Here is a 26621-nt window from a genome sequence, read left to right on the forward strand (position 1 = left end):
GCGTCATCTTTTAGGCATTGCCCTTCATATTTATATGGGTATTGGGCGGTGATACCTTTCCCGGAAACGCGGTAAACAGGCTGTACAAGCCGGTTGACCGACAAAACAATTAGGATTGGTTATTCATATGTATAAGCACAATAACCAGGGTGGGCAGGTCCTGTCCACCAATGCCCTGGCCACGCTTTCGCCGGCGCAGCAGGCGATTCAGGACGAGGTGGACGCCCTCAAGCACAAGCCCGGCGCCATGCTGCCGATCCTGCACGCCATTCAGGATCGGTTCGGCTATATCCCCGACGAGGCGGTGCCGATCATCGCCGAGACCCTGCGCCATACCCGCGCCGAGGTGCACGGCATCATCAGCTTCTACCACCATTTCCGCACCCGGCCGGCGGGCCGCCATGTGGTGCAGATCTGCCGCGCGGAGGCCTGCCAGGCGGTGGGCGGCCGGCAACTGGAGCAGCACGCCAAGGCCAGCCTGGGCGTGGACTACCACGGCACCACCCTGGACCGGCAGTTCACCCTGGAGCCGGTCTATTGCCTGGGCAACTGCGCCTGCGGGCCGTCCATTCGGGTGGGCGATGAGATTCATGGGCGGGTCGATCCGGCGCGCTTCGATGCCCTGGTGGACGACCTGTCCGCCACCGTGGTGGAGGTGAAGTGATGACCGTGACCCTGTACGTCCCCGCCGACACCACCGCCCGCGCCCTGGGCGCCGACCGGGTGGCCGATGCCCTGCGCCAGGCCGCCGATGAACGGGGCCTGGACCTGAACCTGATCCGCAACGGCTCCCGGGGCCTGTTCTGGCTGGAGCCGCTGGTGGAAGTGGCCACGCCGGAGGGCCGCGTGGCCTACGGCCCGGTGACCCCCGAGGCGGTGCCGGCGCTGGTGGAAGCCGGCCTGTTCGAGGGCGGCCAGGAGCACGATCTGGCCCTGGGCCTTACCGAGGACATTCCTTACCTGAAGAACCAGCAGCGGCTGACTTTCTCGCGGATCGGCATCACCGATCCGCTGTCCCTGGACGACTACACCGGCCTGCGCGGTTTCGAGGGCCTCAGGAAAGCGCTCACTCTCGACGGCCAGGGCATCATCGACCAGGTCAAAGCCTCCGGCCTGCGCGGCCGGGGCGGCGCCGCCTTCCCCACCGCCATCAAGTGGCAAACCGTGCACGACGAACCGCCGGGCCAGAAGTACATCGTCTGCAACGCGGACGAAGGCGACTCCGGCACCTTCGCCGACCGGCTGGTGATGGAATGCGACCCCTACATGCTGATCGAGGGCATGACCATCGCCGGCCTGGCGGTGGGCGCCACCCAGGGCTACATCTACCTGCGCTCGGAGTACCCGCTGGCGCAAAAAATCTTCAATGAAGCCCTGGAGCGCGCCTACGCGGCGGGCTATCTGGGCGAGGACCTCCTCGGCAGCGGCAAGCGCTTCGATCTGGAAGTGCGGCTGGGCGCCGGCGCCTACATCTGCGGCGAGGAAACCTCCCTGCTGGACAGCCTGGAAGGCAAGCGCGGAATGGTGCGCGCCAAGCCGCCGCTGCCCGCCATCCAGGGCCTGTTCGGCCGGCCCACGGTGGTCAACAACGTGCTGTCCCTGGCGGCGGTGCCGTTCATCCTCGACCAGGGCGGCCAGGCCTACGCCGACTACGGCCTGGGCCGCTCCCGGGGCACCCTGGCCATTCAACTGGCCGGCAACGTGAAGCGCGGCGGCCTGGTGGAACTGGCCTTCGGCACCACCCTGCGGGCGCTGATGGAGGACTTCGGCGGCGGCACGCGCAGTGGCCGGCCGCTGAAAGCCGTGCAGGTGGGCGGCCCGCTGGGCGCCTACCTGCCGGAAAGCCAGTGGGACAGCCCCATGGATTACGAAGCCTTCGCCGCCTTCGGCGGGGTGGTGGGCCACGGTGGCGTGGTGATGTTCGACGACACCGTGGACATGGGCGAGCAGGCCCGCTTCGCCATGGAATTCTGCACCGTGGAATCCTGCGGCAAGTGCACGCCCTGCCGCATCGGCTCGGTGCGTGGCGTGGAGGTGATCGACCGCATCCGCGCCGGCGAGAATCAGGCCGCCAATCTCGAACTGCTCGGTGAGCTCTGCGACACCATGGTGGACGGCTCCCTGTGCGCCATGGGCGGCATGACCCCGTTCCCGGTGCAGAGCGTACTCAAACATTTTCCGGACGACCTGACCCGATCCCGTGGAGGTTCGCCATGCTGAATTATTACGATCCCCGTAAGGACGCTTTTTCCCGTGACCTGGGCACCCCCGCCCGGCTGTCCGAAAAACAGGTCGCCCTGACCGTCGACGGTCTGGAGATCAGCGTGCCGGAGGGCACCTCGGTGATGCGCGCCGCCGCCCTGGCCGGCATCACCATTCCCAAGCTGTGCGCCACGGATAACCTGGAAGCGTTCGGCTCCTGCCGGCTGTGCGCGGTGCAGATCGAGGGCCGGCGCGGTTACCCGGCGTCCTGCACCACGCCGGTGGCGGACGGCATGGCGGTGACCACCCAGAACGGCAAGCTGGCCAAGCTGCGCCGCAACATCATGGAGCTGTACATCTCCGACCACCCGCTGGACTGCCTGACCTGCCCGGCCAACGGTGACTGCGAGCTGCAGGACATGGCCGGCGCGGTGGGCCTGCGCGAGGTGCGCTACGGCTTCGAGGGCGCCAACCATCTGGACGCCCCCACCGATGACTCCAACCCCTATTTCAGCTTCGACGCCAGCAAGTGCATCGTCTGCTCGCGCTGCGTGCGCGCCTGCGAGGAAGTGCAGGGCACCTTCGCGCTGACCATCGACGGCCGTGGCTTCGACTCCAAGGTGGCCGCCGGGCAGGATGAGGACTTCATGGACTCTGAGTGCGTGTCCTGCGGCGCCTGCGTGCAGGCCTGCCCCACGTCCACGCTGATGGAAAAGAGCGTGATCGACCAGGGCGTGCCGGAGCACAGCGTGGTCACCACCTGCGCCTACTGCGGCGTGGGCTGCTCGTTCAAGGCGGAGATGAAAGGCGACCAGCTGGTGCGCATGGTGCCCTACAAGGGCGGCGACGCGAACCACGGCCACTCCTGCGTGAAAGGCCGCTTCGCGTTCGGCTACGCCACCCACAAGGACCGTATCAAGACACCGATGATCCGCGACTCCATCGACGAGCCGTGGCGGGAAGTGTCCTGGGACGAGGCGATTCAATTCTCCGCCCGGCGCCTGAAGGAAACCCAGGCCAGGTACGGTCGGGAAAGCATCGGCGGCATCACCTCCTCGCGCTGCACCAACGAGGAAACCTACCTGGTGCAGAAGCTGATCCGCGCCGCCTTCGGCAACAACAACACCGACACCTGCGCGCGGGTGTGCCATTCACCCACCGGCTTCGGCCTGAAAACCACCCTGGGCGAATCCGCCGGCACCCAGACCTTCGATTCGGTGATGAAGTCGGACACCATCCTGGTGATCGGCGCCAACCCCACCGACGCGCACCCGGTGTTCGGCTCGCAGATGCGCCGCCGGCTGCGTGAGGGCGCCACCCTGATTGTCGCCGACCCGCGCCGCATCGACCTGCTGAAAACACCCCATGGCGGGCGCATGCTGCACCTGCCGCTGCGCCCGGGTACCAACGTGGCGCTGATCAATTCCCTGGCCCACGTGGTGGTGTCCGAGGGCCTGGAAGACAAAGCCTTTATCGAATCCCGCTGCGAGTCCGACGCCTACCACGCCTGGCGCCAGTTCATTCTGGAAGAGCGCAATTCGCCGGAAGCCCTGGAAGCGGTCACCGGCGTGGCCGCCGACAAGGTCCGCGAGGCCGCCCGCGCCTACGCCGAGGTGCACAACGGCGCCATCTACTACGGCCTGGGCGTCACCGAACACAGCCAGGGTTCCACCATGGTGATGGGCATCGCCAACCTGGCCATGGCCACCGGCAACATTGGCCGCGAGGGCGTGGGCGTGAACCCGCTGCGTGGCCAGAACAATGTGCAGGGCTCCTGCGACATGGGTTCCTTCCCCCACGAACTGCCGGGCTACCAGCACGTGGCCGACCCGGCGGTGCGCGACCGCTTCGAGGCGGTGTGGAAGGTGAAAATCGACGACGAGCCGGGCCTGCGCATTCCCAATATGTTCGACTCGGCCATCGCCGGCACCTTCAAGGCGCTGTACGTGCAGGGCGAGGACATCGCCCAGTCCGACCCCAACACTCAGCATGTGCAGGCGGCGCTGACCAGCCTGGACTGCCTGATCGTGCAGGACATCTTCCTCAACGAAACCGCCAAGTACGCCCATGTGCTGCTGCCCGGTTCCACCTTCCTGGAGAAGAACGGCACCTTCACCAACGCGGAACGGCGCATCAACCGGGTACGCAAGGTGATGCCGCCGGTGGCCGGCAAGGAAGACTGGGAAGTGACCCAGGAGCTGGCCAACGCTCTGGGCTACCCGATGAACTATTCGCACCCGTCCGAAATCATGGACGAGATCGCCCTGCTCACGCCCACCTTCACCGGCGTCAGCTACGGCAAACTGGAAGAGCGGGGCAGCATCCAGTGGCCCTGTAACGAGAGCCACCCGGACGGCACGCCGACCATGCACGAGGTGGATTTCCCCATCGGCAAGGGCCACTTCGCGGTCACCGAATACGTGCCCACCGAAGAACGCACCACCCGGCGCTTCCCGCTGCTGCTCACCACCGGCCGCATTCTCAGCCAGTACAACGTGGGCGCGCAGACCCGGCGCACCGCCAACAGCCAGTGGCACGACGAGGACGTGCTGGAGATCCATCCCAGCGACGCCGAGCTGCGCGGCATCCGCGACGGCGACTGGCTGGGCGTGTCCAGCCGCGTGGGCCACACGGTGCTGCGCTGCCGCATCAGCGACCGCATGCAGCCCGGCGTGGTCTACACCACCTTCCACCATCCCGGCAGCGGCGCCAACGTGATCACCACGGACAGCTCCGACTGGGCCACCAACTGCCCCGAGTACAAGGTCACCGCGGTGCAGGTGGAGAAGGTGTCGCAGCCGTCGCAATGGCAGCGGAATTTCCAGGACTTCGACCGTCGCCAGAAGGACTACCTGGAGAACGCCGGGGCGGACGCCAGCGCCGACGAACCGGCGCCGATGGGCAAGTGAGGACACAGCGATGAGCGGACAGGGTCTCGACCAGCTGGTGAAGATGGTCAATCAGATCAGCGCCAATATGCACGGCGCCACCGACGAACAGGCCGCCGACAAGGTGGCCACGCACCTGCAGAAGTTCTGGGCGCGCAGCATGAAGGAACAGATCCTCGCCTACGCCGACGACGGCGGCGAGGATCTGACGCCGATCTCGCGGCAAGCGGTGGAGAAGCTGCGGGAAGTGCGCGCGGCGGGGTGAGTGGGGGCGTCTAACGCCCCCGCGCCGTGCGGGGCAAATCCCCGGCGCGGCCCAGGGCCCGGTGCATGAACGCCTGCCGGGCCGGCGCCAGCCGGTTGACCAGGTTCAGACCGCTGTTGCGCAGCCAGCGCACCGGCAGTTCCCGCCGTTCGAACAGCAGCTTGAAGCCGCGCATGGCGTTCTGCATCAGCAGATTGTCGGCGCGGCGGCGGCGTTCGTAGCGCGCCAGCACCGCCGGGTGATCCACCGCCACACCCGCTTCCCGGGCGCGGCCCAGTTCCTCCGCCAGCACCGCCGCGTCCAGCAGGCCCAGGTTGATGCCCTGCCCGGCCAGCGGGTGCACCACGTGGGCGGCGTCGCCGATCAGCGCCAGGCCCGGTGCCACATAACTGCTGGCGTGGCGCTCCTGGATCGGAAACACGAAACGCCGGCTCACCGGCCGGGCCGCGCCCAGGACGTTGCCGCTGGCCTGTGAGAGGGCCACGCCGAAGGCGTGGTCGTCCAGGGCCATCAGTTCTTCCACCCGATGTGGCCAGGCGGACCAGACGATGGAGCACTGGTGGCCATCGCCGCCTTTTTCTTCCGGGAACAACGGCAGCAACGCCAGCGGCCCGGAATCCATGAACACCTGGCGGGCGCAGGCACCGTGGGGCCGCTCGGTCTCGATGGTGCAGACGATGGCGTGGTGGCCGGTGTCACGCAGCCCGTCCGGGATGCCGGCCTTTTCCCGCACCCGGGAGCGGGCGCCGTCGGCGCCGATCAGCAGGGCGGCGGTGAAGGTCTCGCCACCGGCCTCCACCCGCCAGCGCCGGCCGTCCCGTTCGATGACGGTGGCCGGCCGGTCGCATTGCCAATCCAGCGCGTCCCGTTGTTGGGCGGTGTCGTACAGGGCGGCGGTGAGATGGTCGTTTTCCAGCAGCCAGCCCAGGTGCGCGGCGCCGGCGTCGGCGGCGTCGAACGCCACCTCGCCGGTGCCGTCCTGGTCCCACACGCGCATGGAGGTGTAGCCCTGCACCCGCTCCGGGCGCAGCCGTTCCCAGACGCCGGTGTGCCGCAGCAGCCAGTGGCTGGCCTCGCTCAGCGTCGACACCCGCGCCGCCGCCGGCCCCTCCGGCCAAGCCGGCGCCGGCGCGCCGTCCAGCACCCGCACGCGGAAGCCCAGCTCCGCCAGCAACAACGCCTGCAGCCCCCCGGCCATGCCGCCGCCGATGATCAGGATGTCGGTGTGGGAGGGTTCTTTCATGGCCTGTGTGTCTGACATTCTCATAACCCCATGGCCCGGCGGGCGAAGCTTTTGCGGGCCGCCGGAAACAGGTCCAGGGCCAGCAAACCGAGCTGGCGGGTGTGGGCGAACAGCGGGTGGCGCACGCGGAACAGTTCCGGCAGCCAGCGCGAGGCCTGGCCGATGTCGGTCTGGTCGCGGCGGCGTTCGGCGGCCCAGGCGGAGAGCCGGTCCAGGCGACCCGGGTCGGGCTGGCCGCCGACCCGTTCGGCAAGCAGGGCCAGGTCCCGGAAGGTGAGATTGAAGCCTTGGCCGGCCACCGGGTGCAGGGTGTGGGCGGCGTTGCCCACCACCACACCGAACGGCACCGCCTGGCCACAGGCTTCGGTGAGGATCAGCGGGTAGCGGTGCCGTTCACCGACCCGGGCCAGCCGGGGCACGGCGCCGCCGACCCGCTGGCGCAGGGCGGCCAGGAAGGCGTCGTCGTCCAGGGCCATCCAGGCGTCCACCTGCTCCCGGGGGCCGGTCCAAACCAGCGCCTGGCGCTGGTCCGGCAGCGGCAGCAGCGCCAGGGGGCCGTCGTCCAGAAAGCGCTCGAAGGCCACGTTGTGGTGCGGTTCCGCCAGCCCCAGGTTGGCGATCAGGGCGTCCTGGCCCAGGTCCTCGTGGCGGGCGGTGATGCCCATCCAGTCCCGGGTCTCTGAGCGGGCGCCGTCGGCGGCGATCAGCAGCGGCGTGTCCAGGGTGTCGCCGTCCTCGAAGGTGGCGGTGTAGCCGTGTTCATGGCGGCGAATGCCGGTGACCCGGGCCGGCGCGCACAGGGTGATGGCCGGATCCGCTTCCACCGCGCGCAGCAGCACATGGCCGAACCAGCGGTTCTCGACCACCGCGCCCAGCCGTGGCAGGGCGTGCTCCTCGGCGTGCAGCCGGGTGATGCCCAGCCGCTCCCGGCGCGACACATGCACGGTCTCGATGCCCGCCGCCCGCTCCAGCACCGCTTCCAACAAGCCCAGTTCCGCCAGGGTCGCCAGACTGCCGGCGGACAACGCCGTGCTGCGGGCATCAAAGCTAGGCGTGTCCGGCGGCTCGCCGGCGGCGATGGCGTGGCTTTCCACCAGCGTCACCGCCGGCGTGCCATGGTGGCGCAACAACAGCGCCAGCGCCGCCCCGGCCATGCCTCCGCCGATGATCAGCGGCGCGTCGCCGTTCACGCGCGCGCCTCGCGCATCAGCGCCTCGATATCATCGATATCCTTCGGCACATCCCCGGTGAGCACCTCGCACCCGTCTTTCGTGACCAGCACATCGTCCTCGATGCGGATGCCGATGCCGCGCCAGCGTTCCTCCACGGTGTCGTCGTCCGGGGCGATGTAGAGGCCCGGTTCCACGGTCAGGGTCATGCCCGGTTCCAGCTGGCGCCATTCGCCGCCCACCCGGTAATCGCCCACGTCGTGCACGTCCAGGCCCAGCCAGTGGCCGGTGCGGTGCATGTAGAAGCGCTGATAGGCCATTTCCTCGATCAGGTCGTCCACCTTGCCCTTGAGCAGGCCCAGGTCCACCAGGCCCTCGGTGAGGATGCGCACCACGGTTTCGTGGGGCACGTTCCAGTGGTGGCCCGGGTGGGTGTCGGCGATGGCGGCGTACTGGGAGCGCAGCACCAGCTCGTAGAGGGCGCGCTGTTCGCCGCTGAAAGTGCCGTTCACCGGGAAGGTGCGGGTGATGTCGGAGGCGTAGTTTTCCAGTTCGCAGCCGGCGTCGATCAGCACCAGGTCGCCGTCCTTCAGTGCGGCGCTGTTTTCGATGTAGTGCAGTACGCAGCCGTTGGCGCCGCCGCCGACGATGCTCGGATAGGCCGGGCTGCGGGCGCCGTGGCGCATGAATTCGTGCAGGTATTCCGCTTCCAGCTGGTACTCATACATGCCCGGGCGCACCGCCTTCATGGCGCGCACATGGGCGCCGGCGGAAATGACGCCGGCGCGGCGCATCAGGTCCGCCTCCGCCTTGCTCTTGAACAGGCGCATGTCGTGCAGCAGGTGCGACAGGGCGACGAACTCGCCGGGGGGCTGGGCGCCGGTGCGCACCCGTTCGCGGATGGCGTTGACCCAGCCCATCAGGCGGCGGTCGAAGCCGGCGTCGCGGCCCAGGTCGTAGTAGACCCGGTTACGCCCTTCCACCAGCCCCGGCAGGATGTCGTCGATGTCGTTGATCGGAAAGGCATCGTCGGCGCCGTACTCAGCCACCGCCCCTTCCTGGCCGGCCCGGTAACCGTCCCAGATTTCCCGGGAGCGGTCACGCTCGCGGCAGAACAGCACGTACTCGCCGTGCTCGCGACCGGGCAGCAACACCATCACCGCTTCCGGCTCCGGGAAGCCGCTCAGGTACCAGAAATCGCTGTCCTGGCGGTAGGGGTGCTGCACGTCCCGGTTGCGGGTGCGTTCCGGGGCGGCGGCCAGGATGGCGATGCTGTTGGGCTCCATTTGCGCCATCAGTTCGGCGCGGCGCTGCTGGAATTCCTCGGGGCGAATGCTCATGGGGCTCCTTTCAACGGTAGCGAGCGATTGAGGCTGGGCGCGGCTCAGTGCCGGGTGGGTTTGGACGGCGCCTGGTCCGGCTTGGCGGCGGGCTTCATCACCAGGTCGGTGTAGATCATCAGTGCCGACACCCGGCAGTGCTCGGTGACCTGCTCCAGCAGTTGTTCCTGCTCCTCGTCGTCGTCCTCCGGGGTGCTCACCTGGCTGATCGCGGACAGGTCGGAGAGCGCTTCCTGGACGCCCGGGGACAGCTGGCTGTCGTTGATGCCGGCGGCGCCGGTGCCGAAGCCCACCAGAAAGCCCTCGGCCCACTGGCCCAGGGCCGCCACGCGCAGGCCCAGCTCTTCCTCATCGCCGGGCAGCAGCAGCACCAGCTCCAGGCCGGTGCCGGCGAATCCCTCGCGGGCGGCGTCGCGCCATTCCATCAGGTCGCCGCCCAGGTCCGCGCCCAGGCCCTGGGGCTGTTCCGCGTGGGCGGAGAGGATGCCCAGCAGGGTGGCGTCCTCCTGGCCGTGACCGGTGGCGAGCAGGCCGCAGATGACCCCGTGCAGCTCGCTGGGAGAGGTGGCCAAACCGGCGGCGGAGGCGGCCTGGGCGAGGCGTTCAAAATCAGGCAGATCGGACATCGGATTCTTCAGTCAGTCTTTGCAAAAAGGCGCTAAGTGTCTCTTGCGCCTTGGAATTTCGTTGACCCTATCGGGGGGCCCACCTATAGTACAAAAAGCCGTCAACAGGCGGCGAACGGAGCCCGGATCAAGGGCTTAACCCAGGGGCGTAACATTAGGCGAACAGCGACCAATTTGCCATGACGACGGACCAACAACTCCGGCAACTGGAAGCCCGCGTGGACGAGCTGCTGCGGATTTCCGCGCACCTGCGTCAGGAGAATCGCCTGCTGCGCGAACGGGAGACCCGTCTGCTCGACGAGCGTACCCAGCTGATCAAGAAAAACGATCTGGCGAAAAGCCGCGTGGAAGCCATCATAACCCGCCTTCGGTCCCTGGAGCAGGAGGATTCATGAGCGGCAGCTCCCTGGTGATTCACCTGCTGGACAAGGAATACCGCGTGGCCTGCCCGCCCGGCGAGCAGGACAACCTGCTGCGCGCGGCCCGCTATCTGGACGAGCAGATGCGCGAGGTGCGCCAGGCCAATGTGATCGGGTTGGAGCGCATCGCCATCATGGCGGCGCTGAACATGAGCCACGAACTGCTGGAGGCCCGCGAGCACCTGGACAGCGACGCGGACAGCGATGTCCGGGTGGAAGGTCTGCTGAGCCGGCTGGAAAACGAAATCCGCGCCTTCGAGGAAAGCCAGACGCCCACGTCTGTCAAGCCCTGACCGTACCGTTCCTCCCTGTTATACTTCGCCTTAAGTGCTTCCTGGACCGTGCGCCAGACGGGTTATGTCCCTGAGCCGATGCTTTACCCAAAGGGGATCGAATTGGCGTGCCTGTGCGCATGTCCGCCTTCGAGCGGAAAGCCTGAGGGCATTAGCCTGAGGTTCCCGCCTTGAACCTTTCGGTTCAAGGGCCACACCCGCAGCGGCGGTTCGGGAGGCACGCTTTATTCAAGCTGCACGCTGCACGCTGCACGCTGCACGCTGCACGCTGCACGCTGCACGCTGCACGGATCATCTTCCCTCCATGAGCCATTCCAACCCTTCAAGAGCGTCCCTGCGGCGAACCCTGCGCGCGCGGCGCCGTGCCGTGCCCGCCGGCGAGCGGCGCCAGGCGCAGCGGCGCTTCGCGCGCAATCTGTCCCGGGCGCTGGGCCCGCGGCGGTTCGGCGAGGTGGCGTTGTATCTGGCCGGGGATGGCGAGCTGGACCCGCTGGCGGGGCTGACGGCGGGCCGCTTCCAGGGGGCGCGGCTGTACCTGCCGGCGCTGGATCGGGTGCACCGGGGCCACATGCATTTCCGGCTGTGGCGGCGGCAGCGGCGGCTGCGCGCCAACCGCTTCGGCATCGGCGAGCCGGCCCGGCGGGAGCGGGCCCGGGCCGCCTGGGCGCTGGACGCGATCCTGGTGCCGCTGGTGGGGTTCGATGACCGGGGGCATCGCCTGGGCATGGGCGGCGGCTTTTACGACCGCGCACTCAGTGACCTGGCACGCCGGCCCCGGCGTCCCCTGTTGATCGGTGTGGCGTTTGAGTTCCAGCGGCTGCCCCGTGTCGACGAAGCGGAGTGGGACCGGCCGCTGGATCAGGTGGTCACGGACTCGAGACGCTGACTTTCACGCCCGCCGAATTGGCGAACCGTTCCAGATCGGCGTCGTTACCGCCGTGGGTCAGCGTGCTGACCAGAACCCCAAGAGCAAAAACAAAAGCAAGAACGACGAGAGCGTCGGGCTTTTTCTTCATTACGCTGCGAATCCCCAAATGATGATGCCGGCGACCGGAACGGTCCCGCGGCGCGGTACTGTATTCAACGGAACCCCGCTTTGTATGGCGCCGACCGGCTGCCGCCGTGACACCGATGCGGTGTTTCCCGTATCCCCGTGCCCTATAAGGGCGAAAGACTTGAAATGGTACGACATTTTTTTCGTAACACAATGAGACGTAGGTCAAAATTCAACAGCAAAAGCCCCTGAGGTCAAGCAGTTACAGGGCAATGCTCACGCTTCTTAACAAAACTACCGGCCAACTCACAAGCTTCACGGCACCGCATACGCACATCGCTGCGCACCGTCTCATCCTTGAAAAGGTATCGGAAGTTGGGACCCGCCCTGCCCCGTTTTAGTTCAAAAACAGGCGGTAGGCCGGGTTGTCGCTCTCTTCCACCATGGGGTAAGGCACCTTTTTCAGGTCCTTGCGCAGGTCGCCCCGGTCCCCGAACGGCACCTGGAACCCCACCAGCACCCGCCCATAGGCGGCCCCGTGGTTGCGGTAGTGGAACAGGCTGATGTTCCACTTCTGGCCCAGCGACAACAGGAACTTCAGCAGAGCGCCGGGGCGCTCCGGAAATTCCACCCGGAACAGCATCTCGTCCAGGTCCTGCCGCGAGGTATGGCCGCCCACCATATGGCGGATGTGCAGCTTGGCCATCTCGTTGCCGGTCATGTCCACCACCGGATAGCCGGCCTCGCGCAACTCCTCCAGCAGAGGAGCAAGGTCCGTGCCACCCGGGCGGATCTGGATGCCGACAAAGATGTTGGCCTCGTGGTCGCCGGCATAGCGGTAGTTGAATTCGGTGATGCTGCGGCGCCCCACCACCTGCAGGAAATTCCGGTAGGCACCGGGCTTTTCCGGGATCGTCACCGCCAGGATCGCCTCGCGCTGCTCGCCCACTTCGGAGCGCTCGGAGATGTGCCGCAGCCGGTCGAAGTTCACATTGGCGCCGGACTGGATCGCCACCAGCGTCTGATTCTCCACCCCGTGCTTGTGCACCCAGTTCTTCAGACCGGCCAGGGCCAGGGCACCGGCGGGTTCGCACACCGCCCGGGTATCCTCGAAGGAATCCTTGATGGCGGCGCAGATTTCATCGGTGGTGGCGGTGATCACCTCGTCCACGGTGTCCTTCAACACCCGGTAGGTTTCCTTGCCGATCTGCTTGACCGCCACGCCATCGGCGAACAGCCCCACCTCGGACAGGGTGACCCGGCGCTTGCGCTCCAGGGCGGCCTTCAGACAGGCGGCGTCCTCCGGTTCCACGGCGATGATTTTCACGTCCGGGCGCACGTATTTCACGTAGGCGGCCACGCCGGCGGCCAGGCCGCCGCCGCCCACCGGGATGAAGATGGCGTCCAGTTCGCGGCTCTGCTGGCGCAGGATCTCCATGCCCACGGTGCCCTGGCCGGCGATCACGTCCGGATCGTCGTAGGGGTGCACGAAGGTCAGGGCTTCCTTCTCTTCCAGCTTGCGGGCATGGGCCAGGGCCTCGTCGAAACCGTCGCCGTGCAGCACCACCTTGCCGCCGCGCTGGCGCACCGACTTGACCTTGATCTCCGGGGTGGTGCGCGGCATCACGATCACCGCGCGCACGCCCATGGCGCTGGCGGCCAGGGCCAGGCCCTGGGCGTGGTTGCCGGCGGAGGCGCAGATCACACCGCGCTCGCGCTGGGCGTCGGTGAGCGCCGCCAGCTTGTTGTAGGCACCGCGCAGCTTGAACGAGAACACCGGTTGCAGATCCTCGCGCTTGAGCAACACCCGGTTGCCGATGCGCTTGGAAATCAGCGGCGCGGCATGGATCGGGGTTTCGTGGGCCACGTCATAGACGCGGGATTGGAGAATCCGTTTCACGTATTGGTCAAGCATCGCAGGCATGGAATTTCCGGAAGGGTAAAACCGCTAGTTTACGGGGCCGGGGGCGGGAGCGTCCATTGGAGCGGCGGCTCCCGAGCCGTATAATCCCGCCGTCGCAACGAGGATGGATCGCATGGATCAGGACGCGCTCAAGAAACAGGTGGCCGAAGCGGCCCTTCAGTACGTCGTGGAAGGCGAAGTGGTGGGCGTGGGCACCGGCTCCACCGCCAACCATTTCATCGACGGCCTGGCCGCGCTCAAGGACCGCATCCGCGGCGCCGTGGCGAGTTCCGAGGCCACCGCCGAGCGGCTGCGCGGCCACGGCATCGCGGTGCTGGAGCTCAACGACGTGGATCGCCTGCCGGTGTACGTGGACGGCGCCGACGAGGTCAACGAACACCGGGAGATGATCAAGGGCGGCGGCGGCGCCCTCACCCGCGAGAAGATCGTGGCGGCGGTGGCCCGGGAGTTCATCTGCATCGTCGACGCCTCCAAGAAGGTGAAGCGGCTGGGCCGCTTTCCGCTGCCGGTGGAGGTGATCCCCATGGCCCGCTCCCATGTGGCGCGCAAGCTGGTGGCCCTGGGCGGGCGACCGGAGTACCGGGAGGGTTTCGTCACCGACAACGGCAACCTGATCCTGGACGTGCACAACCTGGATATTCTCAATCCCATCGAGCTGGAAACCACCCTCAACAACATCACCGGCGTGGTCACCAACGGCCTGTTCGCCCGCCGCCCGGCGGACGTGGTGCTGGTGGGCGAAGGCGGCGGCGTCTCCGTCTACTGAACCGGTGCCGGGCCCGCCGGGCCCGGTTTGACCGCCCGCGACCACGCGGCTTGACCCTTCACGACTTCCTCCCGGGCCTTCACCCGCCCGCTTTTACCGTGCGGTAACGTTGTGCTACCGCGCGGCTACGTTCCGCAACCTTGCTCCATTTCCGCGTACGGTTTCCAACCTTTTTCATACGGCAAAGGCCACCGCTTTTGTTTTATGAATTGCATATGAATTAAACAGAGATAAGTCCAATAACGAGGTGCTCTCATGCGTCCTACCCTGACAGTAGCCACTCTTGGCGCCACCCTGGCGCTGGCCGCCTGTGGCGGCGGCGGAGGCGGAGGCGGCGGCGGCGAACTGACGCCGCGCTCGCCCACCAGCAGCGAAGCGCTGTATTACTCGTACCCCCTCGACCAGCAGCAGGACGTGGCGCCGAACGCCCCGGTGGTGCTGCGCTTCGGCGCGCCGGTGAACGCCGCCAAGGCCAACTTCCGCTTTACCGACGCCGACGGCAACCCGGTGGAGTTCGACCTGCGCGCCGTGGACAACGGACGGGGGGTGGTGCTGCAGCCCACAGAGGCACTGCGCCCGATCACCGATTACGGGGTGGCGCTGCGCGACGTGATGCTGAACGGCGACCAGGTGGTGTTCCCCAACGACGGGGTGCTGGAATTCACCACCCGCCCGGCGCTGGAAGGCCCGGTGACGCTGCAGCAGGAAAGCCCGGCGTTCGAGGTGGCCAGCATCTTCCCGGACGACGAGCAGTTCATGACCGTGGACTTTTCCTCGTTCCGGCTGCGTACCAGCCACCCGCTGGACGAGAGCAGCGCGGTGTACGGCGACACCGTCAAACTGATGCGCGGTGACGAGCTGGTGCCGGCGCTGCTGATCGCCAAGGGCAACGCCCTGACCGTGGACCCGCTGCAGGACATGACGCCGGGCGACACCTACCGGCTCACCGTGGAGGGCCTGCGCAGCCGCTTCGACGAAACCATCGAGCCGTTCCAGCGGGAGGTGCAACCGCGCAACACCGCCTCGCCCACCGGTGAACGGGCGACGCTGGTCACCGAGGTGCCGGCGGCGGATCCGACCCTGGGTTGCCTCGACCAGAATGTGCGCCTGTCGCCGCTCACCGGCGAGCCGATCAACTGCGTGCCGGTGAAAGGCACGCTGCTGCAGGACCAAACCGCCTCCAAGCAGACCGGCAATGTGTTCGGCGAACTGGCGTTCCAGCCCAACTTCCCCCAGGTCACGCCGCTGCGTGTGGCGCGCGGCTCGCGGCTGGTGGGTGATGCCCTGGAAGTATTCATCGGCGGCCAGGTGCCGGTGGGCTTCGATTCCGGCGCGGTGACCGTGGAAATGATCACCGACGCCACCGGCTATCTGTTCCCCAACCCCAACTCCAACGACGTCAGCGCGCCGCGTAATCTGCGCCTGTTCATGGACGTGGCCACCACCACCGCCGACGCCCGCGCCAACGGCGCCTTCACCCAGCACCTGGTGCATCTGGAACTGATCGGCCAGGCCAGCGTCAGCGACGGCCGGCTGCGCGCCGACGCCCTGACCGTGGTGGAACCGCGGGTGCTGGGCATCGAGAACCACCATGGCCTGCTCAGCTTCCGCATGGAATCCTACGCGGACCAGGTCAACGCCCCGGAACCGGAGCAGGACAATACCGGCCCGCAACTGCAGGCGGTGACCCAGAACGGCCAGCTGCGCCTGTCCTGGCAGCCCGGAGACTTCGCCGACCGCATGGTGCCCGGCGAGCCCATCGTGCTGCAGTTCGACGAAACCCTGGACCCGCTCAGCATCACCGAGAACGGCACCCTGCGGCTCACCAAGGGCGGCGCCACCGAGCCGTTCTCCTGGCGGCTCAACGGCAACGCCCTGATCATTCACCCGGATGACCCGGTGAACTTCGGCGTGCAGTACGCGGTGACCGCCACCTCCGGCATCACCGACCTGGCCGGCAATTCACTGCAGCCCATCGATCGGATCAACGGCGGCGACACCCTGACCTTCTCACTGCCGGAATACGTGGAAACCGAGGACGGTGACAGCGTGGTGCGCGGTCCCTTCGCCATGGTGGTGTTCCCGGGCTTCCCGTGCGCCAGCAGCGACGAGCTGAATCTGGCGGACTTCAACGGCCAGGGCAGCCAGGGTGTGTGCCTGTCGTCCAGTTCCGACAGTGAGCAGGTGGTCCTGGACCGGCTGCCCATCGACGCCATGCCCGCCAACCGGCCGATCCGCGTGCGCTTCTCGCAGAACATGGACCCGGCCACCCTGACCCTGGGCGAGAGCTGTGGCACCGGCGGCGTGCGCGTGGAGCGCATTGATCAGAGCGGCGTCTGCCAGGGCACCGTGCCCGGGGTGCTGCAGATCGAGCCGCGCGCCATCACGTTCCTGCCGGATCAGCCCTGGGAAGAAGGCGCGCTGTACCGCTATACGCTGGCTTCGGAAACCAGCGGCTGCGTCGGCGACGCGCTCTGTTCGGAGGCCGGCCTGCCGCTGCAGACCGCCCTGCTGCTGGGCGGCGACCGCACCGCCGGCGGCCCGGACATGGACATCGTGTTCCGGGGCGCGGCGGCCAACCTGGACGTGTTCCAGGAACTGAGCAATCTGCCCAGCGTGGACGTGAACGCCAACTTCGCCGTGGACGAGGGCGAATCACCGATCACCGACAACGACGCCCCCACGCCCTCCAACGCCACCCGCATCCTGCCCCGGGAAGGCAACAGCGGCGACGGCCTGGTGGTGGCCGCCAACACCGGCTGCGGCTTCGGCGGCGCGCCCCCCTACGGCGAAGGCCAACAGGAGGACTGCAACGCCCAGCGGCTGCTGTACATCGCCGGCGCCCTCAACACCGACATCCTCGGCTACGAGGAAGAACCGGACCTGCCGCCGGAGCTGAGCCGCGGCCAGGGCGGCGTGGCGGTGCGCGTCTACCCGACCACGGTGGCGCTCACCAATCTGGACGCCACCGCCATCATCGGCGTGGAAGTGGACACCACCAACGGCGACACCTCGCTGAGCGACCTGCCGCTGTTGGGCGGCGTGCTCGATGGCGTGCTCAACACCCTGGGCGATGTGCTGGACCTGCTGGGGCTGGAGGAACCGGTACTCGGCCAGCTCGGCGAGCTGGGCCTGATTCCGCTGCCCACCGCCACCGGCCCGAACATCATGCGGGTGCGCTATGAGCCGGACGAAAACGGCAACCGTACCCGGGCGCCGGTGGGCTACATCCTGCCCGGTGACAACCCGGCCGCCGGCGACCCGCCGCGCTTCGTGATCCAGTTCGATCTGCTGTTCGACGCGCCGGCGCTGACCCTGCCGCCGACCCTGGACCACAACGTGAAAAGCCTGCCCATCGACCAGATCACCCTGGAAGGCACCCTGGACTTCCTGCCCGACGGCCGGCTGTTCATCGCCCTGGAGAACCAGCAGGCCAAGGACGTGACCCTGGACATCACCGCCGCGCAGGTGCTCCCCGGTGGCAAGGTGAACCTGACCATTCCGGTGGGCGGCATCAACCTGAGCTACCAGAGCAAATCGATCCAGGAATAGCCTGGATCCCGCCCACAAAAAAGGGGCCCCGAACGGGGCCCCTTCCGGTTGACGAGAGAAGGGTTATTTCTTCTTCTCGTTCTCCATCGCCTTACGATATTCCTCGCTGATGTTTTCCTGGGAGTCGATGTTCTTACGCTCTTCCAGGTGCTGACGGGCGTCGTTCTGCATGCCCGAGCCTTTGCGCTCGGCGGCTTCACGCTCGTTCTTCATGGCCTCGCGGTACTCCTCGCTGATGTTTTCCTGCGAGTCGATGTTCTTGCGCTCCTGGCGGTATTCCGGGTCGCCGGCCTTGTTCATTTCCTGGGCCTGGCGCTCGTTCTCCATGGCCTTCTGGTATTCCTTGCTGATGTGCTCCTGGCTGTCGATATTGGTGTTCTGCGCCAGCGCGACCGGCGCCATCAGCGCGCCGGAAATGGACAACATAGCGGAAACAAGCAACGTCTTTTTCATGGTCCTCTCCTTAGCCTCGGCTTTAAGAAGCCTGAACAGTTCCTTCCGATGTTCCGAAGGCGATTCGTCGTCCCCTCGGCTACTGCACGGCGGTGTCACGATTTTTGTCGTGCCCGGATCAGTATAGGTGACCGGGCCATGACAATGTATCGCATAACATGGTGTGGAATACGCAATTTTTAAGTGAAAACCGGCCGCCGACGCGGGGAAATTAATGTTCTTTTACAGAACCGGGGGCACCAAAGGGCCGTTGCGACTGTTCACGAATCCGGTCATTGCGCTGGCGGGCGTCCTGATCGATGCGGTCGATGCGCTCACGCATGATCTGGCGGTGCTCCCGGGTCTGGTCGCGGGTGCGCTCGCGCAGGTCCTCGACCCGCTCCCGCTCGAACTGCTGACGCTGTCGCACATTGTCGTCGAGGGCCTCGTCAGCGGCGGCCAGGGCCGGCGTCCCCAGTGTGGTGGCGGCCAGCAAGGCGGCCGCCAGGGCGGTTCCGGTGATCGTTTTCATGGCACTCTCCCGTTGGCGTTTCAGCCCAGGTAACGGTCGATGATGGCGAAGATCTTGCGCCGGAATTCATCCCGCTCGTTGGCCAGATGATGGCGCGCGCCGGGCAGCATATGAATGTCCGGATCCTCGAATTTGGCACGAATCACCTTGAGGTTATAGCGCCAATCCACGGTTTCGTCCTGGTCGCCCTGAATCACCACCGGCGAGATCTTGACCCGGTCCGCCGCTTCGAAGCCCGGCAACCAGCGTTTCAACGCGGTGACCCAGCGGGCCGGCAGGCGCCGGTCCTGCAGCGGATCCTTGTTCTCCAGGAAATCGAGAAAGTCCGGGTCGCCGGAGTTGACCGTGAACACCCGTTTGATGGAGCGCGCGAAGGGCTTCACCAGGGTGTGCAGCCAGCGGGCGGTGCCCCATTTGAACGGCCGCACCAGTGGCGCCAGCAGGATGATGTTGGCGAACGGGTTGTCGTCCCGGTCAAAGCCGTGGTGCACCAGGTAATCCATGATGATGGCACCACCGGTGCTCTGGCCGATCACGTTCCAGGGGCGGGGAAAATGGTTGGACGCCAGCGACAGGCACTGCTCCAGCACCTCCCGATAGATACGGAAGTCGTCGATGGCGGCGCGCGGCCCGGAACTGAGGCCGTGCCCCGGCAGGTCGTAGGCCAGTACCGCGTAGCCCCGTTGCAGCACATGCCCGATGATGTGCCGGTAGAGCCCCACATGGTCGAAGTAGCCATGGCAGATCAGCACCGTGCCGCGCGGCGCCGGCGGCCGCCAGGCATGCACGCTGATGGTGTGTCCGGCGGCCTCGAAGTAGCCGAACCCGTGCTGCAGCTCCGGCAGGCGGGCGTCGAAATCGATGCCGTAATAGCGGGCATAGCGTTGCGAACTTTCATCCAGGGGGTCGAAGGCTTCCCAGTTGAGGGGCTGCCAGTGCTGCAGGATTTCGTCGCGGGTAAAAGGAAACGGCATGACGGCTTCAGTCAATCAATCGGACCCTGATCATAGGCGCACGGCGCCCGGAAAAAAAAGCCGGCCCGCCATCCATAAAGCCCGCGATCCATAAAAAAAGCCCCGGCGGGGGGCCGGGGCGAGGGGGGGGGGGTAAAACCCGGAGGCGCAATCCGCCTCGAAAATCAGCTATTCGAATCAGCGCACTCGAATTCAGCTTTGACCGAACAGTACCCGCTGGATGTGATCCTGGTTGTCCAGGCTGCGGCGCTCATCCAGGTAGTCGGCGCGGACGCCTTCCGGATTGCCTTCCGCTTTCACCACGGCCTGCTGGTCCTGGATATCGCGGTAGGCGTCGGCGATGGCGGCGCCCTGGTCCAGGTCCTGGCGCTCGGCCAGGTAGTCGCGGGCCTGGCCCTGGGTCTGGCCGGTGGCGCGGGCCTGTTCACCCTGGGCGATGGCCTGCCGGGCAACCGCCTGGATGTGCGCCGGGCTGTCCAGGTTCTGGCGCTGGGCCAGGTAGTCGTTGGCCTGGGCGAAGCTCAGGGGGGCGGCGCTCAGGGCGGCGATGGCGAACGGAATCATCAGTGCTTTCTTCATGGTCCTTACCTCACGGATTCGGGAGTTTCCCTTCGCGTGGCGGGACCGCTCTGTGTCTGGCCTCCCACGCTTGATGGTGCCAGTATGGTTACAAGTTACAGTTCTGTCAACTTATAACCTTCCAGGTAAAAACTATCGACGTCATAGCCGGCCGGTATCGGCTCAGGGCGCCAGGCTGCGCAGGATCAGATTAGTGACCGCGGACAGTTTCGCTTCCATTTCATCGGTGTCGCCGAGCCGGTTGAGCAGCACCGGATGGGCGTAGGCGGCGGCGGTGATGCGGATCGCCATGCACACTTCGTCCAGGGGAGTCTTGCGCTCGAACTCACCGCTTTCGCGGCCGTCGGAGACGATGCGCTTGATGGCGTCGTAGACCGCCTGGTTGTGCTCCTCGGTGACCGCCCACTGGTTTTCAATGGAGACCACCACGATATCGTGCATGCGGCGCTCCTTCAGGAACAGCCTCAGCCCCTCCTCCACCAGCGTTTTCAGCATATCGCGCAGACGCTGGGTGGCCGGCTGGTCGCGCTCCACCACCGCGCGCAGGGCGTCGTCCATGGACCTCAGGGCGCGCGCGCACACCGCCTCGCCAATGGCCTGTTTGGAGTCGAAGAACTTGTACAGGTAGGCCCCGGACACGCCGATCTCGCGGGCGATGTCGGTGACCGAGGTCTTGCGGTAGCCGTGCGCCTTGAACAGGTCGTCGGCCACCGCCAGGATCTGCTCGCGGCGCTCATGGTCGGCGGGGCCGCGCTGGCCGGGGGTGTCGGCGCCGGCTTTGTCCTTGGTTGCGCTCATTCTGTTACTCCTGGGTCCGCCGTGGGTCGGAGGGAAAGAGTTACAGATCACAGGAGTAATAACAAGAGTGGGCCCGGCGGTCGCCGGGCCCACTCTTGTCAGGTGAGCCGGGGGGTTTACTTAACGCGGGGGTCCAGTTCGCCGGTTTCGTAGCGGCCGAACATGTCTTCCAGGTTGATCGGCTTGATCTTGTCCGCGTTGCCGGCGGTGCCGAAGGCTTCATAGCGGGCCACGCAGATGTCGCGCATGGCGGCCACCGATTCCTTCAGGTATTTGCGCGGGTCGAACTCGGCGGTGTTGTTGGCCAGGAAGCGGCGGATGGCGCCGGTGGAGGCCAGGCGCAGGTCGGTGTCGATGTTGACCTTGCGCACGCCGTGCTTGATGCCTTCCTGGATCTCTTCCACGGGCACGCCGTAGGTCTCCGGGATCTCGCCGCCGTACTCGTTGATGATCTTCAGCCAGTCCTGGGGCACCGAGGAGGAGCCGTGCATCACCAGATGGGTGTCCGGGATGCGCGCGTGGATCGCCTTGATCTGCTCGATGGCGAGAATGTCACCGGTGGGCGGCCGGGTGAACTTGTAGGCGCCGTGGCTGGTGCCGATGGCGATGGCCAGGGCGTCCACCTTGGTGGCCTTGACGAACTCCGCCGCTTCTTCCGGGTCGGTGAGCATCTGCTCGTGGGTCAGGGTGCCGGAGGCGCCGATGCCGTCTTCTTCGCCGGCCTGGCCGGATTCCAGGGAGCCCAGGCAGCCCAGCTCGCCTTCCACGGACACGCCGCAGGCGTGCGCCATTTCCACCGTGCGGCGGGTCACTTCCACGTTGTAGTCATAGTCCGTGGGGGTCTTGCCGTCCTCGCCCAGGGAGCCGTCCATCATCACCGAGGAGAAGCCCAGCTGGATGGAGCGCTGGCACACCGAGGGGCTGGTGCCGTGGTCCTGGTGCATCACCACCGGAATGTGCGGGAACTCCTCCACGGCGGCCAGGATCAGGTGGCGCAGGAAGGGGGCGCCGGCGTATTTGCGGGCACCGGCGCTGGCCTGCACGATCACCGGGGAATTGGTCTGGTCGGCGGCCTCCATGATGGCGCGCATCTGTTCCAGGTTGTTCACGTTGAACGCCGGCACGCCGTAGCCTTGCTCGGCGGCGTGGTCCAGCAATTGACGCATGCTGATCAGAGCCATGATGTTTTCCCTCTGGTTGTCCGTTTGGATTTCAGTCCCGGGCCCGTTCCTCGAGGACCGCCACCGCCGGCAGGGTCTTGCCTTCCACGAATTCCAGGAAGGCGCCGCCGCCGGTGGAAATGTAACTGATGCGGTCGGCGATGCCGTACTTGTCCACCGCCGCCAGGGTATCGCCGCCGCCGGCGATGGAAAACGCCTCGCTGTCGGCGATGGCTTCCGCCAGCTCCTTGGTGCCTTCACCGAACTGGTCGAATTCAAACACGCCCACCGGGCCGTTCCAGACGATGGTGCGGGCTTCCTTCATCAGCGCCGCGAACACATGGGCGGTCTGCGGGCCCACGTCCAGAATCAGGTCGTCGTCGGCCACTTCGTCCACCGTCTTGGTGGTGGCTTCGGCGGATTCCGCGAATTCCTTGGCCACCACCACGTCCACCGGCAGCGGAATGTGGACCTTCTCGGCGAGCTTTTTCGCCGCCGGGATCAGGTCGTGCTCGCACAGGGACTTGCCCACCGGATGGCCGGCGGCGGCCAGGAAGGTGTTGGCGATGCCACCGCCCACGATCAGCTGGTCCACCTTATCAGCCAGGGCGTCCAGCACCTCCAGCTTGGTGGACACCTTGGAGCCGCCGACGATGGCCACCAGCGGCTTGGCCGGTTCCAGCAGCGCTTTGCTGAGCGCGTCCAGTTCATTGGCGAGCAGCGGGCCGGCGCACGCCACCGGCGCGAAGCGGGCCACGCCATGGGTGGAGGCCTGGGCGCGATGGGCGGTGCCGAAGGCGTCCATCACATAGACGTCGCACAGGGCCGCCATTTTCTTGGCCAGCGCCTCGTCGTCCTTCTTCTCGCCCTTGAGAAAGCGCACGTTCTCGCACAGCACCACCTGGCCCGGCTCCACGTCCACGCCGTCGAGCCAGTCCTTGACCAAGGGCACCGGACGGCCGAGCAACTCACCCAGGTGCTCGGCCACCGGCTTCAGCGAGTACTGCTCTTCGTACTCGCCCTCGGTGGGGCGGCCCAGGTGAGAGAGCAGCATGACCCGGGCACCGGCTTTCAGCGCCTGCTCGATGGTCGGCAGCGAGGCGCGAATGCGGGCGTCGCTGGTCACCTTGCCGTCCTTGACCGGCACGTTCAGGTCTTCGCGGATCAGCACCCGTTTCCCTTGCAGATCCAGGTCGGTCATGCGTTTGAAATTCATGATTCCTCTTACCTCGTAGAAAACCACCGCTCCCGGGTGGCGCACACTCGCGGTCGAAATAGTTCGTCAGGCGTCCGACGCCAGACTCGTCACCCAATCGAGCAGGCGGTTGGCGTACCCCCACTCGTTGTCGTACCAGGCCACCACCTGCACCATGTCGCCCTGCACCCGGGTCTGGGTGGCGTCGATCACGGCGGATTCCGGCCGGTGGTTGAAGTCCACGCTGACCAGCGGCTCGTCATTGTAACCAATCAGTTCCGGTTGTTCCTGGGACAGGCCCCGCAGCCAGGGGTTCAGGTCACCGGGGGTCGGCGTGCGGCCCAGCAGCAGGGTCAGCTCCACCATCGCCACGTTGAGCGTGGGCACGCGGATGGAGTGGCCGTCGATGCGGCCCGCCAGCGCCGGCAGCACCGCCTGCACCGCCTTGATGGCGCTGCTGGTGGTGGGAATGATGTTCTGCGCCCCGGCCCGGCCCCGGCGCGGGTCCCGGTGTACGTGGTCGAGCAGGGTCTGGTCCGAGGTGTAGGCGTGGATTTCCTTCATCAGCGCCTGACGCACGCCAAACTCCCGGTCCAGCGCCGCCAGCAGCGGGGCGACGCAATGGGTGGTGCAGGAGGCCGCCGACAGCACCCGGCTGCCCGGGTCCAGGTCCCGGTGATTGACGCCGTAGACGATGGTCTGGTCGGCCCGGTCGAAGGGCACCGCGCCGATGATCACCCGCCCGGCGCCGGCGCTCAGGTGGCGGCTGGCGTCGGCGTGGCCACGGAAATGGCCGGAGCATTCCAGCACCAGGTCCACGCCCAGTTCACCCCAGGGCAGATCCTCCGGGCGCGTCTCGCTGAACAGCCGGGGCGCCTGCCCGCCGATGCGCAGGCAGCCGTCCTCCAGGGTCACCGGCGCCGCCAGGCGACCGTGGGTGGTGTCATAGCGGGTCAGGTACAGCAGGTCCTCGGCGCGGCCCGGGTCATTGATCGCCACCAGGCGGAACGGTGGCCGCCCGCCGGCGGCCTCGCGCTCGGCCAGGGCACGCACGAACGACCGGCCGATACGGCCATAGCCGTTGATTGCCACGTTGATCATGGGCCCCGCCTCCGCGGTGCGCGGTTCAGAGGAGACTGTCCACCGCCTGCTGCACGGCCTCGGCGGTGATGTTGAAGTGCTTGTAGAGGTCACCGGCGGGCGCCGAGGCGCCGTAGCCGTGCATGCCGATCACCTTGCCGTCCAGGCCCACGAAGCGGTACCAGTAGTCGACGATGGCCGCTTCCACCGCCACCCGGGCCCGCACCGCCGACGGCAGCACCTGCTCCTGGTAGTCGGCGCTTTGCGACAGGAAGGCGTCGACGCTGGGCAGGGACACCACGCGCACGTTGCGGCCCTGCTCGCCCAGGGCGCGGGCGGCGTTCACCGCCAGCTCCACCTCGGAACCGGTGGCCAGGATGATCGCCTCGGGCTGACCCTCGCCGGTCTGCAGCAGGGTGTAGCCGCCCTTGGCCACGTTAGCGAGCACGGCGTCGTCGCGCTCCTGGCACGGCAGGCCCTGGCGGGAGAAGATCAGCGCCGTGGGGCCGTCGTCACGCTGGATGGCGTGTTTCCAGGCCACCGCGGTTTCCACCGTGTCGCAGGGCCGCCAGGTGCTCAGGTTCGGCGTCATGCGCAGGTTGGCGATCTGCTCGATGGGCTGGTGGGTGGGGCCGTCCTCGCCCAGACCGATGGAGTCGTGGGTGTAAACCAGAATGTTCGGCTGATGCATCAGCGCCGCCATGCGCACCGCGTTGCGGGCGTATTCCATGAAGGTCAGGAAGGTGCCGCCGTAGGGGCGCACGCCGCCGTGCAGGCACAGGCCGTTCATGATCGCGGTCATGCCGAATTCGCGCACGCCATAATGGATGTAGTTGCCATTCGCGTCGCCGGCGGTGATCGACTTGCAGCCCTTCCAGACGGTGTTGTTGGAACCACCCAGGTCGGCGGAACCGCCGGTCAGCTCCGGCAGCCCGGGGCCGTAGGCGTTGAGGGCCTGCTCGCTGGCCTTGCGGGTGGCCACCTTGTCCATGGCCTGCTGGCACTGGGCGATGAAATCGTCGGCCTGCTGCTCGAAGGTGGCCGGCAGCTCACCGGCCAGGCGGCGCTGGAACTCGTCGGCCAGCTCCGGGTGCTCGGCCCGGTAGGCGTCGAAGCGGGCCTGCCAGTCGGCCTCCGCCCGGGCGCCGGCGGCGCGGGCGTTCCAGGCCTGGTAGATGTCGTCCGGCACCTCGAAAGGGCCGTGGTGCCAGCCCAGGGCGTCCCGGGTCAGGGTGATTTCCTCTTCGCCCAGGGCGGCGCCGTGGGACTCTTCCTTGCCCTGCTTGTTGGGGCTGCCGAAGCCGATCACGGTCTTGCAGCAGATCAGGGTGGGCTGGTCGCTCTTCTTCAGCGCGTTCTCCACCGCCAGCTTCACTTCCTGGGGGCTGTGGCCGTCCACATTGGGGATCACGTGCCAGCCGTAGGCGCGGAAGCGGGCCACGGTGTCGTCGGTGAACCAGCCTTCCACCTCGCCGTCGATGGAGATGCCGTTGTCGTCGTAGAACGCTACCAGCTTGCCCAGGCCCAGGGTGCCGGCCAGGGACGCGGCCTCGTGGGAGATGCCCTCCATCATGCAACCGTCACCCAGGAAGCAGAAGGTGTTGTGGTCGACGATGTTATGGCTGTCCCGGTTGAACTGGGCGGCCAGCATCTTTTCCGCCAGGGCCATGCCCACGGCGTTGGCGAAGCCCTGGCCCAGCGGGCCGGTGGTGGTCTCGATGCCCGGCGCGTCGCCGTATTCCGGGTGGCCGGCGGTGGGGCTGCCGAGCTGACGGAAGTTCTTGATGTCGTCCAGGCTGACGCCGTAACCGGTCAGGTGCAGCAGGCTGTAGAGCAGCATGGAACCGTGGCCGTTGGAGAGCACGAAGCGGTCCCGGTCGGCCCACTGCGGGTTGGCCGGGTTGTGCTTCAGGAAACCGCGCCAGAGGACCTCGGCGATGTCCGCCATACCCATGGGCGCACCGGGGTGGCCACTGTTGGCTTTCTGAACCGCGTCCATGCTGAGGGCACGGATGGCGTTGGCGAGATCACGGGCAGCGGGAGCAGAGGACATGCACGTCTCCTGGATGATTTTTGAACAGCGCTGGGAAAAGGGGGCGCTATTGTCGCCGAAGCCCGGGGTGGGGGCAAACCCCGGGGCTTACGGGCTGGCCCGGAGCGTGCCCGGAACGTTGGATATCGCGGCCGAGG

24 protein-coding genes and 1 other RNA gene are annotated in these 26621 nt (G+C 66.9%); 10 read left to right on the forward strand and 15 right to left on the reverse strand.

The window, feature by feature from the left end; all coding sequences use genetic code 11:
- Positions 1-127 precede the first annotated feature (127 nt).
- The 4 genes from ACLD0W_RS03755 to ACLD0W_RS03770 are packed head-to-tail and all read left to right on the forward strand — an operon-like array spanning position 128 to position 5355.
- Positions 128-664, forward strand: coding sequence for a formate dehydrogenase subunit gamma (locus ACLD0W_RS03755; RefSeq protein ID WP_410306163.1), 537 nt, complete (start codon positions 128-130; stop codon positions 662-664).
- Positions 664-2220, forward strand: a complete 1557-nt coding sequence (locus ACLD0W_RS03760) for a formate dehydrogenase beta subunit (protein ID WP_410306164.1) — start codon at positions 664-666, stop codon at positions 2218-2220. Before ACLD0W_RS03755 ends, ACLD0W_RS03760 begins: the two co-directional genes overlap by 1 nt.
- A complete protein-coding gene (gene fdhF / locus ACLD0W_RS03765; protein ID WP_410306165.1) occupies positions 2214-5111 on the forward strand; it encodes a formate dehydrogenase subunit alpha in 2898 nt (965 codons plus the stop codon). The genes ACLD0W_RS03760 and fdhF overlap by 7 nt, the downstream gene beginning before the upstream one ends.
- 10 nt (positions 5112-5121) lie before the next feature.
- Positions 5122-5355 carry a formate dehydrogenase subunit delta gene (locus tag ACLD0W_RS03770; protein WP_410306166.1) on the forward strand — a complete coding sequence of 78 codons (234 nt, stop codon included), beginning with the start codon at positions 5122-5124 and terminating at the stop codon, positions 5353-5355.
- A 10-nt stretch (positions 5356-5365) separates the two neighbouring features.
- Here ACLD0W_RS03770 and ACLD0W_RS03775 read toward each other — a convergent pair whose 3' ends face one another.
- From ACLD0W_RS03775 to ACLD0W_RS03790, 4 genes are read right to left on the reverse strand one after another with little or no spacing between them, the layout of a single operon-like run.
- Entirely contained in the window at positions 5366-6598 is a 1233-nt protein-coding gene (locus ACLD0W_RS03775) for an FAD-dependent monooxygenase (protein WP_410306167.1), read from the reverse strand.
- A 20-nt stretch (positions 6599-6618) separates the two neighbouring features.
- Entirely contained in the window at positions 6619-7788 is a 1170-nt protein-coding gene (locus ACLD0W_RS03780; RefSeq protein WP_410306168.1) for an FAD-dependent monooxygenase, read from the reverse strand.
- Entirely contained in the window at positions 7785-9107 is a 1323-nt protein-coding gene (pepP, locus tag ACLD0W_RS03785) for a Xaa-Pro aminopeptidase (protein WP_410306169.1), read from the reverse strand. The genes ACLD0W_RS03780 and pepP overlap by 4 nt, the downstream gene beginning before the upstream one ends.
- Before the next feature lie 44 nt (positions 9108-9151).
- The gene (locus ACLD0W_RS03790) at positions 9152-9733 is read right to left on the reverse strand and encodes a UPF0149 family protein (protein WP_410306170.1); all 582 of its coding nucleotides are present in this window, start codon (positions 9731-9733) and stop codon (positions 9152-9154) included.
- Positions 9734-9912: 179 nt separating this feature from the next.
- On the opposite strand from ACLD0W_RS03790, the gene ACLD0W_RS03795 reads away from it, so the two are divergent.
- The 4 genes from ACLD0W_RS03795 to ACLD0W_RS03810 all read left to right on the forward strand — a co-directional run bounded on the left by ACLD0W_RS03795 (position 9913) and on the right by ACLD0W_RS03810 (position 11331).
- Complete coding sequence (locus ACLD0W_RS03795; RefSeq protein WP_161382493.1) at positions 9913-10128, forward strand: TIGR02449 family protein; 216 nt, start codon at positions 9913-9915, stop codon at positions 10126-10128.
- Positions 10125-10445, forward strand: a complete 321-nt coding sequence (locus tag ACLD0W_RS03800; RefSeq protein WP_410306171.1) for a cell division protein ZapA — start codon at positions 10125-10127, stop codon at positions 10443-10445. Before ACLD0W_RS03795 ends, ACLD0W_RS03800 begins: the two co-directional genes overlap by 4 nt.
- Before the next feature lie 35 nt (positions 10446-10480).
- Positions 10481-10666, forward strand: a non-coding RNA gene (ssrS, locus tag ACLD0W_RS03805) — 6S RNA.
- A gap of 83 nt (positions 10667-10749) precedes the next feature.
- Positions 10750-11331: a 5-formyltetrahydrofolate cyclo-ligase gene (locus ACLD0W_RS03810; RefSeq protein WP_410306172.1), complete on the forward strand. Its 582-nt coding sequence runs from the start codon at positions 10750-10752 to the stop codon at positions 11329-11331.
- Here the strand turns inward: ACLD0W_RS03810 and ACLD0W_RS03815 are convergent.
- Positions 11312-11461 (reverse strand): hypothetical protein, encoded by a 150-nt coding sequence (locus tag ACLD0W_RS03815; RefSeq protein WP_204431385.1) that lies wholly within the window; start codon positions 11459-11461, stop codon positions 11312-11314. The two genes, ACLD0W_RS03810 and ACLD0W_RS03815, sit on opposite strands and share 20 nt — an antisense overlap.
- A gap of 375 nt (positions 11462-11836) precedes the next feature.
- On the reverse strand, positions 11837-13354 hold the full coding sequence (ilvA, locus tag ACLD0W_RS03820; protein WP_410306802.1) for a threonine ammonia-lyase, biosynthetic: 1518 nt from the start codon (positions 13352-13354) through the stop codon (positions 11837-11839).
- Positions 13355-13475: 121 nt separating this feature from the next.
- On the opposite strand from ilvA, the gene rpiA reads away from it, so the two are divergent.
- Positions 13476-14129 (forward strand): ribose-5-phosphate isomerase RpiA, encoded by a 654-nt coding sequence (gene rpiA / locus ACLD0W_RS03825; RefSeq protein ID WP_410306173.1) that lies wholly within the window; start codon positions 13476-13478, stop codon positions 14127-14129.
- A 255-nt stretch (positions 14130-14384) separates the two neighbouring features.
- Positions 14385-17681: an Ig-like domain-containing protein gene (locus tag ACLD0W_RS03830; RefSeq protein ID WP_410306174.1), complete on the forward strand. Its 3297-nt coding sequence runs from the start codon at positions 14385-14387 to the stop codon at positions 17679-17681.
- 63 nt (positions 17682-17744) lie between these two features.
- Here the strand turns inward: ACLD0W_RS03830 and ACLD0W_RS03835 are convergent, their stop codons facing one another.
- From ACLD0W_RS03835 to tkt, 9 genes are all read right to left on the reverse strand, one after another.
- Entirely contained in the window at positions 17745-18134 is a 390-nt protein-coding gene (locus ACLD0W_RS03835; protein WP_410306175.1) for a hypothetical protein, read from the reverse strand.
- Between the two features lie 211 nt (positions 18135-18345).
- On the reverse strand, positions 18346-18645 hold the full coding sequence (locus ACLD0W_RS03840; RefSeq protein WP_410306176.1) for a hypothetical protein: 300 nt from the start codon (positions 18643-18645) through the stop codon (positions 18346-18348).
- 20 nt (positions 18646-18665) lie between these two features.
- The gene (locus ACLD0W_RS03845; RefSeq protein WP_410306177.1) at positions 18666-19619 is read right to left on the reverse strand and encodes an alpha/beta hydrolase; all 954 of its coding nucleotides are present in this window, start codon (positions 19617-19619) and stop codon (positions 18666-18668) included.
- A gap of 192 nt (positions 19620-19811) precedes the next feature.
- The gene (locus ACLD0W_RS03850; RefSeq protein ID WP_410306178.1) at positions 19812-20198 is read right to left on the reverse strand and encodes a hypothetical protein; all 387 of its coding nucleotides are present in this window, start codon (positions 20196-20198) and stop codon (positions 19812-19814) included.
- Between the two features lie 162 nt (positions 20199-20360).
- Positions 20361-20996 carry a TetR/AcrR family transcriptional regulator gene (locus ACLD0W_RS03855; RefSeq protein ID WP_410306179.1) on the reverse strand — a complete coding sequence of 212 codons (636 nt, stop codon included), beginning with the start codon at positions 20994-20996 and terminating at the stop codon, positions 20361-20363.
- A gap of 116 nt (positions 20997-21112) precedes the next feature.
- A complete protein-coding gene (gene fba, locus ACLD0W_RS03860) occupies positions 21113-22177 on the reverse strand; it encodes a class II fructose-bisphosphate aldolase (RefSeq protein WP_410306180.1) in 1065 nt (354 codons plus the stop codon).
- Positions 22178-22208: 31 nt separating this feature from the next.
- The gene (locus tag ACLD0W_RS03865) at positions 22209-23372 is read right to left on the reverse strand and encodes a phosphoglycerate kinase (RefSeq protein ID WP_410306181.1); all 1164 of its coding nucleotides are present in this window, start codon (positions 23370-23372) and stop codon (positions 22209-22211) included.
- A 66-nt stretch (positions 23373-23438) separates the two neighbouring features.
- Positions 23439-24452, reverse strand: a complete 1014-nt coding sequence (locus tag ACLD0W_RS03870; RefSeq protein ID WP_410306182.1) for a type I glyceraldehyde-3-phosphate dehydrogenase — start codon at positions 24450-24452, stop codon at positions 23439-23441.
- A gap of 25 nt (positions 24453-24477) precedes the next feature.
- Positions 24478-26484, reverse strand: coding sequence for a transketolase (gene tkt / locus ACLD0W_RS03875; RefSeq protein ID WP_410306183.1), 2007 nt, complete (start codon positions 26482-26484; stop codon positions 24478-24480).
- Positions 26485-26621: the final 137 nt, after the last annotated feature.

The organism is Alloalcanivorax sp. C16-1 (genome assembly GCF_046507805.1).
In the GTDB taxonomy this organism is placed as follows: Bacteria; Pseudomonadota; Gammaproteobacteria; order Pseudomonadales; family Alcanivoracaceae; genus Alloalcanivorax.

Coding starts and splice junctions, on each gene's coding strand:
- pepP (WP_410306169.1), bottom strand. CDS start 9,107: ATGAGCATTCGCCCCGAGGAATTCCAGCAGCGCCGCGCCGAACTGATG.
- ACLD0W_RS03855 (WP_410306179.1), bottom strand. CDS start 20,996: ATGAGCGCAACCAAGGACAAAGCCGGCGCCGACACCCCCGGCCAGCGC.
- ACLD0W_RS03770 (WP_410306166.1), top strand. CDS start 5,122: ATGAGCGGACAGGGTCTCGACCAGCTGGTGAAGATGGTCAATCAGATC.
- ACLD0W_RS03830 (WP_410306174.1), top strand. CDS start 14,385: ATGCGTCCTACCCTGACAGTAGCCACTCTTGGCGCCACCCTGGCGCTG.
- fba (WP_410306180.1), bottom strand. CDS start 22,177: ATGGCTCTGATCAGCATGCGTCAATTGCTGGACCACGCCGCCGAGCAA.
- ACLD0W_RS03815 (WP_204431385.1), bottom strand. CDS start 11,461: ATGAAGAAAAAGCCCGACGCTCTCGTCGTTCTTGCTTTTGTTTTTGCT.
- ACLD0W_RS03790 (WP_410306170.1), bottom strand. CDS start 9,733: ATGTCCGATCTGCCTGATTTTGAACGCCTCGCCCAGGCCGCCTCCGCC.
- ACLD0W_RS03810 (WP_410306172.1), top strand. CDS start 10,750: ATGAGCCATTCCAACCCTTCAAGAGCGTCCCTGCGGCGAACCCTGCGC.
- ACLD0W_RS03870 (WP_410306182.1), bottom strand. CDS start 24,452: ATGATCAACGTGGCAATCAACGGCTATGGCCGTATCGGCCGGTCGTTC.
- ACLD0W_RS03755 (WP_410306163.1), top strand. CDS start 128: ATGTATAAGCACAATAACCAGGGTGGGCAGGTCCTGTCCACCAATGCC.
- ACLD0W_RS03760 (WP_410306164.1), top strand. CDS start 664: ATGACCGTGACCCTGTACGTCCCCGCCGACACCACCGCCCGCGCCCTG.
- ACLD0W_RS03845 (WP_410306177.1), bottom strand. CDS start 19,619: ATGCCGTTTCCTTTTACCCGCGACGAAATCCTGCAGCACTGGCAGCCC.
- ACLD0W_RS03795 (WP_161382493.1), top strand. CDS start 9,913: ATGACGACGGACCAACAACTCCGGCAACTGGAAGCCCGCGTGGACGAG.
- ilvA (WP_410306802.1), bottom strand. CDS start 13,354: ATGCTTGACCAATACGTGAAACGGATTCTCCAATCCCGCGTCTATGAC.
- fdhF (WP_410306165.1), top strand. CDS start 2,214: ATGCTGAATTATTACGATCCCCGTAAGGACGCTTTTTCCCGTGACCTG.
- ACLD0W_RS03850 (WP_410306178.1), bottom strand. CDS start 20,198: ATGAAGAAAGCACTGATGATTCCGTTCGCCATCGCCGCCCTGAGCGCC.
- ACLD0W_RS03775 (WP_410306167.1), bottom strand. CDS start 6,598: ATGAAAGAACCCTCCCACACCGACATCCTGATCATCGGCGGCGGCATG.
- ACLD0W_RS03800 (WP_410306171.1), top strand. CDS start 10,125: ATGAGCGGCAGCTCCCTGGTGATTCACCTGCTGGACAAGGAATACCGC.
- ACLD0W_RS03865 (WP_410306181.1), bottom strand. CDS start 23,372: ATGAATTTCAAACGCATGACCGACCTGGATCTGCAAGGGAAACGGGTG.
- ACLD0W_RS03835 (WP_410306175.1), bottom strand. CDS start 18,134: ATGAAAAAGACGTTGCTTGTTTCCGCTATGTTGTCCATTTCCGGCGCG.
- tkt (WP_410306183.1), bottom strand. CDS start 26,484: ATGTCCTCTGCTCCCGCTGCCCGTGATCTCGCCAACGCCATCCGTGCC.
- rpiA (WP_410306173.1), top strand. CDS start 13,476: ATGGATCAGGACGCGCTCAAGAAACAGGTGGCCGAAGCGGCCCTTCAG.
- ACLD0W_RS03840 (WP_410306176.1), bottom strand. CDS start 18,645: ATGAAAACGATCACCGGAACCGCCCTGGCGGCCGCCTTGCTGGCCGCC.